This is a genomic window from Bradyrhizobium sp. CCBAU 51745, assembly GCF_028128715.1.
GTDB lineage: Bacteria > Pseudomonadota > Alphaproteobacteria > Rhizobiales > Xanthobacteraceae > Bradyrhizobium > Bradyrhizobium manausense.
On the sequence record NZ_LBJP01000076.1, the window covers coordinates 1 to 14,824 of the forward strand.

Annotated in this window: 13 protein-coding genes; 10 read left to right on the forward strand and 3 right to left on the reverse strand. The window is 63.4% G+C overall.

Annotation, left to right across the window (positions count from 1 at the left end):
• Window positions 1–271 precede the first annotated feature (271 nt).
• Window positions 272–1,294 carry a methyltransferase gene (locus tag XH98_RS19485; RefSeq protein ID WP_271619608.1) on the forward strand — a complete coding sequence of 341 codons (1,023 nt, stop codon included), beginning with the start codon at window positions 272–274 and terminating at the stop codon, window positions 1,292–1,294.
• A gap of 246 nt (window positions 1,295–1,540) precedes the next feature.
• On the forward strand, window positions 1,541–2,818 hold the full coding sequence (locus tag XH98_RS19490) for an MFS transporter (protein ID WP_271619609.1): 1,278 nt from the start codon (window positions 1,541–1,543) through the stop codon (window positions 2,816–2,818).
• A gap of 298 nt (window positions 2,819–3,116) precedes the next feature.
• Here the strand turns inward: XH98_RS19490 and XH98_RS19495 are convergent, their stop codons facing one another.
• Window positions 3,117–4,370 carry a TAXI family TRAP transporter solute-binding subunit gene (locus tag XH98_RS19495; protein WP_271619610.1) on the reverse strand — a complete coding sequence of 418 codons (1,254 nt, stop codon included), beginning with the start codon at window positions 4,368–4,370 and terminating at the stop codon, window positions 3,117–3,119.
• A 363-nt stretch (window positions 4,371–4,733) separates the two neighbouring features.
• Here XH98_RS19495 and XH98_RS19500 point away from each other — a divergent pair, with 363 nt between their 5' ends.
• Window positions 4,734–5,177, forward strand: coding sequence for an SRPBCC family protein (locus XH98_RS19500; protein WP_271602208.1), 444 nt, complete (start codon window positions 4,734–4,736; stop codon window positions 5,175–5,177).
• A gap of 135 nt (window positions 5,178–5,312) precedes the next feature.
• Here the strand turns inward: XH98_RS19500 and XH98_RS19505 are convergent, their stop codons facing one another.
• Together XH98_RS19505 and XH98_RS19510 are read right to left on the reverse strand one after the other, a co-directional pair.
• Entirely contained in the window at window positions 5,313–5,579 is a 267-nt protein-coding gene (locus tag XH98_RS19505) for a DUF3551 domain-containing protein (protein ID WP_271602349.1), read from the reverse strand.
• Between the two features lie 155 nt (window positions 5,580–5,734).
• Window positions 5,735–7,060 carry an Hsp70 family protein gene (locus XH98_RS19510; protein WP_271619611.1) on the reverse strand — a complete coding sequence of 442 codons (1,326 nt, stop codon included), beginning with the start codon at window positions 7,058–7,060 and terminating at the stop codon, window positions 5,735–5,737.
• A gap of 279 nt (window positions 7,061–7,339) precedes the next feature.
• On the opposite strand from XH98_RS19510, the gene XH98_RS19515 reads away from it, so the two are divergent.
• The 7 genes from XH98_RS19515 (at window position 7,340) to XH98_RS19545 (ending at window position 14,787) form a co-directional block, all read left to right on the forward strand.
• The gene (locus XH98_RS19515; RefSeq protein WP_271602210.1) at window positions 7,340–7,477 is read left to right on the forward strand and encodes a hypothetical protein; all 138 of its coding nucleotides are present in this window, start codon (window positions 7,340–7,342) and stop codon (window positions 7,475–7,477) included.
• A 247-nt stretch (window positions 7,478–7,724) separates the two neighbouring features.
• Window positions 7,725–9,014, forward strand: coding sequence for an oxalate/formate MFS antiporter (gene oxlT, locus XH98_RS19520; RefSeq protein ID WP_271602211.1), 1,290 nt, complete (start codon window positions 7,725–7,727; stop codon window positions 9,012–9,014).
• 260 nt (window positions 9,015–9,274) lie between these two features.
• Entirely contained in the window at window positions 9,275–10,609 is a 1,335-nt protein-coding gene (oxlT, locus tag XH98_RS19525) for an oxalate/formate MFS antiporter (protein WP_271602212.1), read from the forward strand.
• Between the two features lie 177 nt (window positions 10,610–10,786).
• On the forward strand, window positions 10,787–11,215 hold the full coding sequence (locus tag XH98_RS19530) for a CBS domain-containing protein (RefSeq protein ID WP_271619612.1): 429 nt from the start codon (window positions 10,787–10,789) through the stop codon (window positions 11,213–11,215).
• Between the two features lie 97 nt (window positions 11,216–11,312).
• Window positions 11,313–12,332, forward strand: coding sequence for a 2-dehydropantoate 2-reductase (locus XH98_RS19535; protein ID WP_271619613.1), 1,020 nt, complete (start codon window positions 11,313–11,315; stop codon window positions 12,330–12,332).
• Window positions 12,332–13,117: a fumarylacetoacetate hydrolase family protein gene (locus tag XH98_RS19540; RefSeq protein ID WP_271602214.1), complete on the forward strand. Its 786-nt coding sequence runs from the start codon at window positions 12,332–12,334 to the stop codon at window positions 13,115–13,117. Before XH98_RS19535 ends, XH98_RS19540 begins: the two co-directional genes overlap by 1 nt.
• 263 nt (window positions 13,118–13,380) lie before the next feature.
• On the forward strand, window positions 13,381–14,787 hold the full coding sequence (locus XH98_RS19545; protein ID WP_271619614.1) for a hypothetical protein: 1,407 nt from the start codon (window positions 13,381–13,383) through the stop codon (window positions 14,785–14,787).
• The last annotated feature ends 37 nt before the right edge of the window (window positions 14,788–14,824 follow it).

The following is a 14,824-nucleotide window of genomic DNA, read 5'->3' on the forward strand; positions in this document are numbered from 1 at the left end:
ACTGCTCCGATTGCTTCCGGCTGGAGCGTTTGCCGGGTGGGGCTTGCACCCACTGGAAAGCGCCGCCTTTGCACGGCGCACACCCAGAACAGACATTGGTGTCTGATCACTGCTCCGAAGTCGAATTGTCGCCATCGCCATGTCACAGATCGTTGAAGGGCGTTCGTTGTGCTACAGCGTGCGACCGCAATTTATGCCGATATCATCCGTTTGCACGAATGCCCGCCCGATGCATCTTTACTATGCGCACAGCCAGGGAGGAGATGAGGCCATGACGACCAATGCTTTCTCGGATCTTACGCGGCTGATTAACGGCTATCAGATTTCGCAAGCCATTCACGTCGCGGCCCGCCTTGGCATCGCCGACCACCTCAGTCAGGGGCCGCTAAGCAGCAATGAACTTGCCCGGCTCAGCGGATCGCATCCGAGGACGCTTTATCGGCTGTTGCGGGCACTGGCTTCAGCCGGTGTTTTCCATGAGGCCGAGAACAGAACGTTCTCGCTCACAGCGATGGGCGAGTGCCTTCGTTCCGACTCGCCCACGCCACTCGACGGCTGGGCCGCCTATGTCGGCCGACCTTATGCCTGGCAGGCCTGGGCCCATCTTGAACACAGCGTCCGCACCGGCGAGAACGCCTTTCGGCATCTCAACGGTCAGAGCGCATGGGAGTATCGCAGCGCCCATCCGGATGAGAACGCGATTTTCAACCGAGCCATGACGGCCAATTCTCGCGGCGCCATCGAGGCTATCATCGCCGCCTGCGACTTCAGCCGCTTTCGTCACGTTGCTGACATCGGGGGCGGTGAAGGCCAACTGCTGGCGGGAATTCTCTCCGCAAACAAGGGCCTGCGCGGAACGCTGTTCGATCAGCCGCACGTGGTCGGCAAGGCGGCCGAAGTTCTGAACAGCCATGGTGTCGACGACAGGTGCGACATCGTTGCCGGCAGTTTCTTTGAAAGCGTCCCGGAGGGCGCTGACGCCTATGTGATGCGGGCGATCATCCACGATTGGGACGACAAGGAAGCGATTTCCATCCTGAAGACCTGCCGCCGCGCCATGACTGATGACGCCAGACTGCTGCTCGTTGAACGGGTCGTGGAGCCGCCGAACGAGGGACTGATCTCGAAGCTCAGTGATCTCAATATGCTCGTCATGCTCGGTGCGCTGGAAAGAACGTACGACGAGTATTCCGCGCTGTGTCGTACGGCCGGATTCGAGACGCGCGGCACGGTTCGCGCGGGCTCGCTCTACCAGGTCATCGAGGCGGTCCCCAGTAAGGCTGAACGCGTGTGAGGCTTTGCGTCACGGCCGTGAGGCGCGCCTCAGATACGCTTTCGTAGCCTGAGGTTTGGCCATGGCCCGCGGCGAGCCCTAGCTCTCAGCGATGCGAGGTCTGCTTGCTTCAGGTGATCCGAAAGACGCCGGCAAACTCGGCGCGGCGCTCCTCTACTGTGCCCTCAATTTCACCTTGAGAGGACACCCGCACCGGCATAGGCTTGTCTTGTTTCAGAGAATTCATTTCTTTTAAGGAATTTGGCCATGCTTGCGGAATTTGCTGCACGACATGCCGCCGCTCGAAACATCCACTACGGCTGGGTGATGGCTGCGGTGGGATTTCTCTACTCCCTGTTTGCAAGCTCGGCCCTCGGCGTGCCCAGCGTCCTGATGCGGGAGATCGCCTCTGACGTCGGCGTCAGCATGGGCGAGTTGTCGGCCTCGCAAGGACTTCGCTTTGCGCTGTTCGGCCTCGTGGCACCGTTCGCCGGCGGCCTGATGCTCCGCTACGGACCGAGGATGATGCTGGCAATCGCCGGCACGCTGGCGCTGGCCGGATTGCTGCTGACGATCGTCATGACCAACCGGTTCGAGATGTGGCTCGGCCTCGGGCTGATTCTCGGCCTGGCGCCGGGGCTGACGGCGCTGCAACTCGCCGCCGTCATTTCGGTACGCTGGTTCACGACCCATCGCGGATTGGTGGTCGGTCTCCTGAACGGATCGATCGCAACCGGCACCTTGATCTTCATGCCGCTCGGCGCGTGGATCGCCGAACATTGGGGCTGGCGTGTCGCGCTGCTGCCGTCCGGACTCGGTCTTCTGCTGTCGATCATCCTGTTTCTGTTGCTCGGCAAGGACCGCCCGCAGGAATTGGGCCTGGCGCCGCTCGGGGAGACGGTGATGCCGCCGATCCCCGTAATTCCCACACAGAGCTTTGCGACGATCAGCTTCCGCGGCCTGCGCCTTGCTTCAACCCGGCTGGTGTTCTGGGTGCTGTCGCTGACCTTCCTGATCTGCGGCGTATCGAGCTACGGGCTGACTTCGACCCACTTCGTCCCGTTCTGCGGCGATCTCGGCTTGCCGGCCGTGACGTCGGCAGGCCTGCTCGCCATGATCGGCGTGTTCGACCTGGTCGGCACGATCGGTTCTGGATGGTTGTCCGACCGCTTCGACAACCGATGGCTGCTGGCGATCTATTACGGCTTTCGCGGGCTTGCGCTGATCTGGCTGGTGGAGTCGAACGCAACGCTGGGCGCGATGAGCGCTTTTGCGATGCTTTACGGGCTGGACTTCATCGCGACCGTTCCGCCGACCGTAAAATTGACGGTCGGCGCGTTCGGGCGGGAGATGGGCCCGGTCATCTTCGGCTGGATCTTTGCGGCCCATCAGCTTGGCGTTGGCCTGATGGCATTTGCCGCCGGCGTCAGCAGGGATGCGCTGGGGACTTACGTGCCAGCTTTTCTCGTCGCCGGGGTCCTCTGCCTGCTCGCCGCGGCAGCCTTTACGCTGGTGAAACGCCCGGCCGTTCCGGCTCCGGCATGACGATCAGAAGAAACGACGCAGTCGCGTCACCGCGCATCCGCTGTCTCAACGTGACGACGGTCCAGTCCAGCCTCGTCGGGTGGGCAAAGCGCAAGCGTGCCCACCACCTTTCGCCACGTTGGAAGATCGTGGGCACGGCGCAAATGCGCCTTTGCCCACCCTACGGCACCTGGTGTGCTCGTGCCCACCCTGTGACGTCGACGAATCTTGCGCTCCTGGCGGATTGATCGAGCGGATCTCGAGGCACGGCAAAAAGCCATCGACAGCGCGCCCATGGACAGGCTCTGCCCCACCCGCGCTATGATACCCGGGTCACCTCCCGCGGCTCGGCGGGCGATGAATGGCCGCGAGCGACGATGGCGCGACGAACCAGGCTGATGTGCTCACGGAGCGTATAGGCCTCGCTCGCGAAGCCGGCCGGCGTGCGTATTCTGGCGACGGCCTCTTCGATGCGGGCAAGGTCAGCCTCCCACTTGTCCCTCGGCAAATCGCCTGTGCGCGCGGCAACGTCGCGCTCGAGCAGCGCCAGCTCGCCGTACCATCGGTAGATGCGCGAGCGGACATGCCAGCGGACCAATTGGGGCAAATAGTGGAACAGCGGCAACAGGATTGCCGCCAGAGGCAACAAGATGATGATTGCACGCTCGCCCCAGGCCGCGATCCAGAACGGCAGATATTGGTAGAGGATCGTCCGACCGAAGCGTCTGTGCTGATCGGCATCGGTCGAGACAGGCAGATCCACCTGGGCCGTGCCTGGGAATTCGCCGGCCTCCTCGAAAAGACCTTGCCGGCCGTGGATCTCCCTTGCGGCGTCGACCAACAAAAGCGTGATGGCCGGATGGAGATCCCTGCGCGATGCCAGCATCACCTTGGTGCCGATCAGGTCAATATCCTTTTCCGGAATATGGTCCGCCAGGTCGATCACACCGGATGGCAATTTGAGCGTGCTGATGAAGTTGAGCCGTCGTCGATAGGCCTCGGCTCGCGTGAAGTTCAGCAAGCTCAGGGTCGGATCGCGCAGTGCGTTCCAGACGGCGGGATTGTCCGCTCCGTCGACAAAGACGACGGCGTCCACCTCGCCCGAGCGCAGCGCAATCAGCGCCGGAAGATTGCTCAAAGGCTCCATCGTGACATTGTCGGGGGTGAGACCGTTGAGCGCGAAAACGGACTCGCTGAACGAACGTGCCCCGCTGCCGGGAACACCAATGGCGACCTTGCGATTGCGCAGCTCATTGACGTAGTTCAACGGCTCTACCTTGCGGTAGAAAATCCAAAGCGGCACATAATAGAGGCTCGCGACCATGACCACGTCCTTGGCGTCGGACGCCTGCGACAGGCCGCCTTGGGTGAAGCCGATGTCCACGCCGGACTTCGGGTCCTGCAACAGAGCCAGGTTGTCTGCTGGACCATTGGTGATCCGCTCTTCGACCGTGACCCCGGATCGTGCCAGAATTTCGATGTAGCGTTTTGCGTATTGGTGCAGCAGGCCATCTTCCAGGCCGGACGCCAGCACGATGTGGCGCGACGGAGCCGTCTGCCAGACATGCACCACCGCCCAGAGCGTTGCAGCGATCGATGCCAGGAGGACGATCGCGAGGCTCAGGCGGCCACGTGGCGAGAGATGTGCGAGGTATTCGGCCCTCACAACGCGCGCTTCACTGACGAGCGAACAAGGCGGCGGGTGCCGATGACGTGCGGAAAGTCAGCAGTAAATTTCATTGCGCGGCGCTTTCCGTTCATGAAGAAGCCCTCCTTTTTGGAGAGCTCGCGCCATCGAACGCTTGACATAGGTCAAGACCTCGAGGCTCGCAAGAAATTCCGGGACGAATTGTCGGGTCCCGGACGCCTCGTTCGTCCTCGGGCCATGATCGGCCCCTAGACCTCGACGGCCCATCAGTTCATGAGGATAACAACCATGCCCAGCACTGTCCGCCTGCACCGCGTTCTCACCACCAGCCCCGAGAAACTCTATCGCGCCTTCGTGGAGGCGGATGCGCTAGCAAAATGGCTTCCGCCCAACGGCTTCACCTGCACCGTGCATCAGCATGAGCCGAAGGTCGGAGGAACTTTCAAAATGTCGTTCCGGAATTTCACGACCGGCAGCGGCCATAGTTTCGGCGGCGAATATCTCGAGCTCGTGCCTGGCGAACGCCTGCGCTACACCGACAGGTTCGACGATCCGAACTTGCCCGGCGAGATCGAGGTGACGGTGATGCTGAGGAAAGTCCTTGTCGGTACCGAGCTCGACATCACGCAATCAGGCATTCCCGACGCGATCCCGCCGGAAGCCTGCTATCTCGGCTGGCAGGAATCGCTGCGCAACCTTGCGCGCCTGGTCGAGCCCGAGATCAAGCCGTAGCTCGCTTACACCTCTCTCCACTATCGTAGGGTGGGCAAAGCGAAGCGTGCCCACCCTTTGTCTCCATCGCCAACAGATGGTGGGCACGGCGCAGAGCGCCTTTGCCCACCCTACACCACCTGTCAGGATCACACCTTAGCTGGGACCGCCTTGGCGTCGCCGGGAGTTGCGGCCAGACCGTCCCTGCCAATACGGATTCTCCTGGCACATGGCCGAGAGTCCCGAAGCCGTCATCCGGCATTGATCCATCGACGTATAGCTGCAGTCGTAGCTGATGAAGCCCCGCGCGTACCACCTCTGAAGGCACACCGGAAAGCGCGGATCGTAGCGTTGAGCCGTGGCCGGGACGGCGCCGAGGACCGTTGTCGTACCCGCCAGGATCATCCAGCACAGAACACGCATCTCGTGGCCTTTCCCGGATTTCAAATCGGACTCTTTTTGAGCATGATCTTTTCGGAAAACCGCTTCACACTTTTCCGGATCATGCTCCAGCCATGCCGACGCCGCCTTTGTAACCGCCCGGAGCCATCCAGGTAAAGATCGTGAAGTTGACGCAGCTACGCGCGCGGCTTCAGCCCGCCATCCGCGGTCCAGCGATCCGGCTCGGGACTGTGCCCGATCAGTGCGAGGCCGTAGGCGATCGACTCGAACTGGTCGCCCGACATCAGCCGCTCGTTGCCGAAGCGGTCGGCGAACAGTTTTCGCACCGCCGGCACGAAGGACGTGCCGCCGGTCAAGAACACCTTCTCCACCTCGCGCGCGGTGATGCGGGCCTCGCCCAGCACCTTGTCGACGGTGGCGCCGAGGCGCGCGATGTCGTCGGCGATCCAGGACTCGAACCTCTTCCGCGTGATGGCCGCGCCGATGTCGACGCCGCCACCTTTGAAGCGGAAGTCGACCTCATCCTTGGCCGACAGCGCGACCTTGGCATCCGACACCGCGCGGTACAGCGAGAAGCCGAGATCGAGGTCGACGATGGTGATGAAATCCTCAAGCTGATCCGGCTTCAGCGCCGTGCGCGCGAGTTCGCGGAGCTCGCGCAGGTCGCCGTTGCTCTTCATCAGCGCGAGCTGATGCCAGCGCGCCAGGTTGGTGTAATGGCTGTTCGGGATCGGCAGCACCTTGTCGAACGAGCGGAAGCTCGAGCCCTTGCCGAGGCGCGGCGAGACGATGTGATCGACGATGCGATAGTCGAACGTGTCGCCGGCAATGCCGATGCCGGCATGGCCGAGCGGCTCGGCGCGCAAATGGCCGCCGGCGCGCGAAAAACGCATCACCGAGAAATCGCTGGTGCCGCCGCCGAAATCCGCAACCAGCACGGTGGCATCGCGCTCCAGCCTTCGGGCAAAGGAGAACGCCGCGCCGACGGGCTCGTAGACATAGCGGGCATGGCCGGCACCGAGACGTTCGAAGGCGGCGCGGTAACGCTGCATGGCCAGGTCATCGTCGGGATTGCCGCCGGCAAAGCGCACGGGGCGGCCGACGGTGATGTTCGCCGCCTCGAAGCCGAGTTTGTCGCCGCCATGGCGCGCCAGCGTGCGCAGGAACGCAGCGAGGATGTCCTCGAACTTGAAGCGCTGCCGGAACACTTGCGTGGTGTTGAAGCTCGAGCTGGCCGCGAAGGTCTTGAACGATTGCAGGAAGCGGTAGACGTGGCGTCCCTCGAGAAACTGCTCGATCGCCCACGGCCCGCCTTCGGCCTGGGCGCCGGCGCCCGGCCGGTCCTCCCAGAAGCACAGCGCCGAGACATAGGTGCTGTGGCGTTGCCCGCCGTGCTCGAAGCGGATGGCTTCGACCCGGCGGTCGTCTGCCGCGAGGGCGACGACGGTATTGCTGGTTCCAAAATCGATGCCGATCGAGACGGCGGGCGAGGCGCTCGACATGAACCACTCTGACGGTTGGATGGAAGGGGGCGCACCACTACCGGCTCCGCACGGCGCTGCCAAGACCTTTGATTGTGCATCGCGTCAGGCGGAATAGCCCGGATTCAGCAGCATTTGGTTGTCTTAAGCCCAAATCGGCCTTTCAGTGCATCATTTTGCTGCAATGCGAAGAGCTCCATGCTGCTATGCACTGGCATGCATGGACATTGGCATCTGGTATACATAAAACAACCTTCGAAATGAGACAGCAGTTCTGACTGTCTCGGGAAAGGGAATTCCATGTCCAAGACCGCTTCCGTCGCGCTCGCACCCTCCGCCTCGCTGTTCGCCCGCCTCATGGCCGCGATCGACCGCTTGCTGATGGCGAGCGCCGAGATTTCGAACCAGAACGGCGACCTGCCCCGGTTCGGCCTGTAAGGACCATCCGAGGTCCCCGCGCGTCGAATTGTCGCGCCGGTTGCAAATCCAGCGAATTCCTACTTTTGAAGAATGGCTCCGCACTGCGGAGCCATTTCTATTTGGGATCGGGCTCACGCGTGCACCCCCGGTCAACGGGGTTGCGTCATAAGCGCACAATGGGTCTGGCGCGCTTGAAGCTTGGCATAATGAATACAAGAATGCCGCCAACGCTCGCTCAAAAGACAGAAGCGCAACTGGAGGATTCATGACGGACATGGTGCAGGCAACAACGGCCTCTACCGCCGCACGCGTCAGCGACACCTATCGCTGGGCGCAATTGGCGATCGGCGTGGCGGCGATGGTGATGATCGCCAACTACCAATATGGCTGGACCTTCTTCGTCCCCGACATCCAGAAGACATTCGGTTGGGATCGCGCTTCGATCCAATGGGCCTTTACGCTGTTTGTTTTGTTCGAGACCTGGCTGGTGCCGGTCGAAGGATGGTTTGTCGACAAATACGGTCCGCGCATCGTCGTGCTGGTCGGCGGCGTCCTCTGCGCGATCGGCTGGGCCATCAACGCGCAGGCCACCACGCTCAACGGCTACTATCTCGGCATGATCATCGCGGGCATCGGCGCCGGCGGCGTCTACGGCACCTGCGTCGGCAACGCGCTGAAATGGTTTCCCGACAAGCGCGGCCTTGCAGCGGGCATTACCGCAGCCGGTTTCGGTGCGGGCTCCGCGCTGACGGTCGCGCCGATCCAGGCCATGATCAAGGACTCTGGCTTCCAGACCACCTTCCTCTATTTCGGCCTCGGACAAGGCATCATCATCTGCATCCTCGCCTTCTTCCTGCTGGCGCCGAAGCCCGGCCAGGTGCCGAACGTCGTGGCCAATGCCGCCTTGCAGCAGAGCCGCCGCAACTACCAGCCGACCGAAGTTCTGCGCCAGCCGATCTTTTGGCTGATGTACTTCATGTTCGTGATCGTCGGCGCCGGCGGACTGATGGTGACGGCGAACCTGAAACCGATCGCGGTCGACTGGAAGGTCGACGCCGTGCCGGTGACGCTGATCGGGATGACCATGACCGCGGTGACGTTCGCAGCGACGATCGACCGCGTGCTCAACGGATTGACGCGTCCGTTCTTCGGCTGGATCTCCGACATGATCGGCCGCGAGAACACCATGTTCATCGCCTTCGGCATGGAAGGCTTCGGCATCTGGATGCTCTATCTCTGGGGCCACGATCCGATCTGGTTCGTGATCCTGTCGGGCTTCGTGTTCTTTGCCTGGGGCGAGATCTACTCGCTGTTTCCCTCGACCTGCACCGACACGTTCGGCGCGAAGTTCGCGACCACCAATGCCGGCCTGCTCTACACCGCCAAGGGCACCGCCGCGTTGCTGGTGCCGCTGGCGAACTACATGCAGCAAAGCTCCGGGCATTGGGACAACGTGTTCATCCTGGCTGCCGGCGCCAACATCCTGGCCTCGCTGCTCGCGCTATTGGTGCTGAAGCCCTGGCGCAGGGTCGTGGTGGCGCACTCGACCATCTGACTTCGCAGTCGCAGCATAACTGTCGTGGAAAACGCCCGGCTTCACCGCCGGGCGTTTTCATTTTCCCGAATACCCTTGAATACCCAAAAGCCGAAGGAACCCTGCACTTTTCCCGGGCTTGCTCCCAAGATAGAGCTTGCATTCTGGGATATGGTATACCAAGCTGCTCGCCGCGCTTGCGACCATAAGCCACAAGATTTGCGACACTCCGTCAGATGGACGGCGCTGTCGTGACCAGACAGGCGCTTGGGAGGTTGTTGATGATTTCCAACACGGATGGCGCCGTCACGGCCGCGCCGCTTCGCACAGGTTTCCGTTGGCTCCAGCTGGTGATGGGCATCGTCTGCATGGCGATGATCGCCAACCTGCAATATGGCTGGACGCTGTTCGTCGACCCGATCGACGCCAAGTACCATTGGGGTCGCGCCGCGATCCAGCTCGCCTTCACCATCTTCGTCGTCACCGAGACCTGGCTGGTGCCGATCGAGGCCTGGTTCGTCGACAAATACGGCCCGCGCATCGTCATCATGTTCGGCGGTGTGATGATCGCGCTGTCCTGGGTGCTCAACTCCTACGCCGACTCGCTTCCCCTGCTCTATACCGCGGCGGTCGTCGGCGGCATGGGCGCGGGCGCGGTCTACGGCACCTGCGTCGGCAACGCGCTGAAATGGTTTCCCGATCGCCGCGGCCTTGCCGCCGGTGCGACGGCTGCCGGCTTCGGCGCGGGCGCAGCGCTCACCGTGGTGCCGATCGCGGCCATGATCGCATCGTCAGGCTACCAGCACGCGTTCCTCACCTTCGGCATCGGCCAGGGCCTGATCGTGTTCGTGCTCGCCTTCTTCATCCAGCCGCCCCGACTCTCGATCCCGCCGAAGAAGAAGCAGCTCAACCTGCCGCAGACCAAGATCGATTTCACGCCTCCCCAAGTGCTGCGCGCCCCGATTTTCTGGATCATGTATCTCGTCTTCGTCATGGTCGCCTCCGGCGGCCTGATGACCGCGGCCCAGATCGCGCCGATCGCGCACGACTTCAAGATCGCCGACACGCCAGTCTCGCTCGCCGGCTTCCAGATGGCGGCGCTGACCTTCGCGATCTCGCTCGACCGCATCTTCGACGGCTTCGGCCGCCCGTTCTTCGGTTTCGTGTCTGATACGATCGGCCGCGAGAACACCATGTTCATCGCCTTCGGCACCGCCGCCTTGATGCTGCTGACGCTGTCGGCCTACGGTCACGTCCCGATCGTGTTCGTGCTCGCGACCGCGGTCTATTTCGGCGTGTTCGGCGAAATCTACTCGCTGTTCCCCGCCACCTGCGGCGACACCTTCGGCTCGAAGTTCGCGACCACCAACAACGGCATGCTCTACACCGCGAAGGGCACCGCCTCCCTGCTCGTCCCGCTCGCCAGCGTGATCTCGACCGCCTATGGCTGGAAGGCCGTGTTCGTGGTGGCCGTGGCGCTGAATGCGACGGCCGCGCTGATGGCGCTGTTCGTGATCAAGCCGCTGCGCCGCTCCTTCATCCTGGGCAAGGAGGCCGAGAGCGCCAGCCCCGCGACCGCCACCGCCGAGACGCGTGCCAAGACCGGGACGGCGTGAGCCGCGACACATCTTCACGTCGATCGAGGGGCGCAGTGATGCGCCCCTTTTTCTTTGTCGATGAGGACGAACGTCAGCATAGCTGCCGCAAGAATTTTCGGATCAACCAAATCCAGCGCTTGACGATTGGCATTATGTATACCACACTCCCTGCATCGTTCACCCAGGGAGGTTGCCATGCTGGTCGGAGACATTCTGCGCAAGAAGACGCCGCGCGTCGTCACGGTGCGAATGAACGAAACCGTGGGTATTGCCGCCAAGCTGATGCGGGCCAACAACATCAGCGCGCTGGTGGTGAAGGACGTGGTCCGCTCGGAAGGAAACACCGCGGTCGGCATGTTCACCGAGCGCGACGTGGTGCGCGCGGTTGCCGAGCACGGCGCGGGTGCCATCAACGTCAAGGTCTCGCAGCTCATCTCGGTGCAGCAGCTCGTCTCCTGCACCTCCTCTGATTCGATCGAGCACGTCCGGCATCTGATGAACCGGAATCACATCCGGCACCTGCCCGTGATCGACGACTACAGCCTCGTCTCCGTCATCAGCATGCGCGACATCGCCGCTGCCGTTGACGAGGCCCTCAACGGCGCGCCGCAAGCGGCAGCTTAAAACGTCTCACTTCCCTGCGACTACCGGCCCCGGCTCGGACGCATCCGAGCCGGACCGGATCTCTCGTCCCAAATTTCCGGTACCCCGCGAGGATTTCATGAAGATCTGCATCTACGGCGCCGGCGCGATCGGCGGATATCTCGGCGTGCAGCTGGCCCGCGCAGGCGCCGATGTCAGCCTGGTTGCACGCGGCGCGCATCTCGCCGCAATGCGCGAGCGCGGCCTGACACTCCTCGCCGGCGAGGCGACGCACACCGTCCATCCCCGCTGCACCGACAATGCGGCCGAGCTCGGCGTGCAGGACTATGTCGTCGTCACGCTGAAAGCGCATTCGATCACCGGCGTGATCGAGAAGATGCAGCCGCTGCTCGGGCCGCACACCCGCATCGTCACCGCGGTCAACGGCATCCCCTATTGGTATTTTTACAAGCACGGCGGCGCGTATGAGAACGCGACCTTGGAGAGCATCGATCCCGGCGGGCGGCAGTGGCGCGAGCTCGGGCCTGACCGCGCGATCGGCTGCATCGTCTATCCCGCCACCGAAATCGAGGCGCCCGGCGTGATCCGCCACGTCTACGGCAACAATTTCCCGCTCGGCGAACCATCAGGCGAAATCACCGCGGACGTGCAGCGCCTCGCCGACCTCTTCGTCGCCGCAGGGCTGAAGGCCCCGGTGCTCGACCGCATCCGCGACGAGATCTGGCTCAAGCTGTGGGGCAATGTCTGCTTCAACCCGATCAGCGCGCTGACCCATGCGACGCTCGACGTGATCTGCAGCGATCCCGCCACGCGCGCGCTGTCGCGCGCGATCATGGTGGAGACGCAAGCCATCGCCGAAACCTTCGGCGTCAAATTCCGCGTCGATGTCGAGCGCCGCATCGAGGGCGCCCGCAAGGTCGGCGCGCACAAGACCTCGATGCTGCAGGATCTCGAGCGCGGCCGTCCGATGGAGATCGACCCGCTCGTCACCGTGGTGCAGGAGATGGGGCGCCTGACCAGGATCCCGACGCCCGCGCTCGACTCCGTGCTGGCGATGGTGACCCAGCGCGCCCGCATCGCCGGCCTCTATGACGGCATCTCCGCGCCCCTTGATCCTCGCGCGCTGGCGGTGGCGTGATGAGCACCGGGACGACGAAATGGCTGCGCTTCCGCCACGGCGGCACCACCGGCTTCGGCACACTGACGCCGCCAGGCATCAGTGTGCATGAGGGCGAGATGTTCGGCCGGAATGCTGCGACCGGCAAGATTCTGACGCTGACGGAGGTCGAGCTGCTGGCGCCCTGCGCGCCCAGCAAGATCGTCGCGCTCTGGAATAATTTCCATGCGCTCGCGGCCAAGCTGAACCAGCCCGAACCGCCTGAGCCGCTCTATCTCCTGAAGGCTACCACCACCATCACGACGCCGGGCGCGGTGATCCGCCGTCCCTCCTATTACGACGGCAAGACCACCTATGAGGGCGAGCTCGGCATCGTCATCGGCAAGACCTGCGCGCGCGTCTCGCCTGACGAGGCCGACCACTTCATCTTCGGCTACACCTGCGTCAACGACATCACCGCCAACGACATCCTGACCAGCGATCCCACCTTTCCGCAATGGGCGCGTGCCAAGGGCATCGACGATTACGGCCCGTTCGGACCTGTGATCGCGACCGGCCTCGATCCGGCCAGGCTCACGGTCCGCACCATCCTCAATGGCGCGGAGCGGCAGAACTATCCAATCTCCGACATGATCTTTTCCGCGCAAGCCCTGGTCAGCAAGATCTCGCACGACATGACCCTGCTCCCCGGCGACCTCATCGCGGTCGGCACCTCGGTCGGCGTCGGCGTGATGAAGGAGCCGGTGAACATCGTGACGGTCGCGATCGACGGCATCGGCGAGCTGACCAACGAGTTCAGGCTGTAGCCTCTCGGCGTCACGGCCGCGTTCTCCTCCGTCATTCCGGGGCGCGACGAAGTCGCGAGCCCGGAATCCATTTCGCCACCGTCTCTGCTGCCTGATGGATTCCGGGCGCTGCGCTTCCGCGCCGCCCCGGAACGACGATTGCGAAGCACCCGCCTGTGGATCGCGCCGTCCAACACCTCCGGCCGCCCGCCCGCCCCTTGATCTCGGTTCCGCTCTCCAATAGCAATTATGGCGAAAATGTGCGCGGACGTAAGGACGTCGCCATGTGGCTGTTTTTGCTGGTTGCCTGGTTTGTCCTGCTCGTCGCCATCGCGTTTCTCGCCCCGCAGGCGTTTGGTTACGACATCACCCATTTGCCTGCCGCCTTCATCGCCCTGCCGGTGCCGCAGCGCATCGCGGCTGGTGCGATCGTGCTGGCCGGACTGGCGCTGATCGGCGCCTCGGCCCTTCGGCTCTCACGCCAGGACCGCCGCCTCGACAGCTTGCGCGACCGCCTCAAGAAGACCCGGGAGGACGTCGTGGTCGCGCACGCCCTGCAAAACCATCTCGACGCCACCGTCCAGCACCTGATCGCGAGCGATCCCCGGGAGGCTGTCGCCGCATTGCATGACAAGCTCGGCGAGACCGAGCAGCGCGCGCTGCTCCAGCAGGGCCGCAACCAGTCGACCGACATGCACGACCAGCTCGCCGAGATCCGCCGCCGCCAGCAGACGGTGCGCGAGATCGTCGGCAAGGTCGCCGACCAGCGCCGCACGGTCGAGCCCGTCTTCACCGAGATCCGCGACCGCCAGAACCAGCTCGAACGCGCGCTGCTCGACCTCGAGACCGACGATCGCAAGAACAATCTCGCCGACCGGCTGAAGGATATTGCCCGTGACGTGTCGACGCTGCTCGGCCGGGTCAACGCGGTGCAGGACACGTTCGCAACGCTGAACCAGTACAAGGAAGATCTGGCGAAATCCCATGCCGAGCTGGTGCCGCTGCGCTCGTCCGACGCCGGCATCAACGCCCTGATCGGCGAGCTCAGCCTCAGCCATGAGCGGCTCGCCAAGACCGTCGACGAGCTCGAAACCGGCGGCGAGACCCCGCTCAGCACACGCGTCGAGACGCTGTCGAAAAACAAGGATGAGATCGAGCAGCGCCTCGCCCGCATCGACGACAGCGCCAACATCCTGAAAAGCATCCGACTCGATTTCGAGGAGCTCGCCCAACGCCGGGCCCAGCTGGAACGCTCGCTCGACGAGATCGAGACCGACGCTGACGGCAGGACCCTCGTCGATCGCCAGAACGCGCTGAACGATTTCGTCCTGCAATCGCGCCAGCGGCTGGCCGCCTTGCAGGAAACGCTGGCGACGCTGAACGCCTTCAAGGCGGAGCTGTCGAAATCGCAAGCCGATCTCGTGCCGCTGAAGGCGCCGGTGTTCGGCATCGAGGCCATGATCACCGAGGTCAGCGCCACCAGGGATCTCCTGGCCAAGACCGTCGGCGAGATCGAGGCGGGCGGCGGCACCACTCTCACCTCGCGCGTCGATGCGCTGGCCAAGAGCAAGCGCGAGGTCGAAGACCGCCTCGCCCGCATCTTCGAGAATTTCAACGCGCTCGATGCCTTGCGCAAGGACATCGGCGGCATCTTCTCGACCATCCGCAACAGCCTGAACCGGATCGGGTGAGTTGCTCGGCGGGATGAGTGAAGCGAAACATTCGACC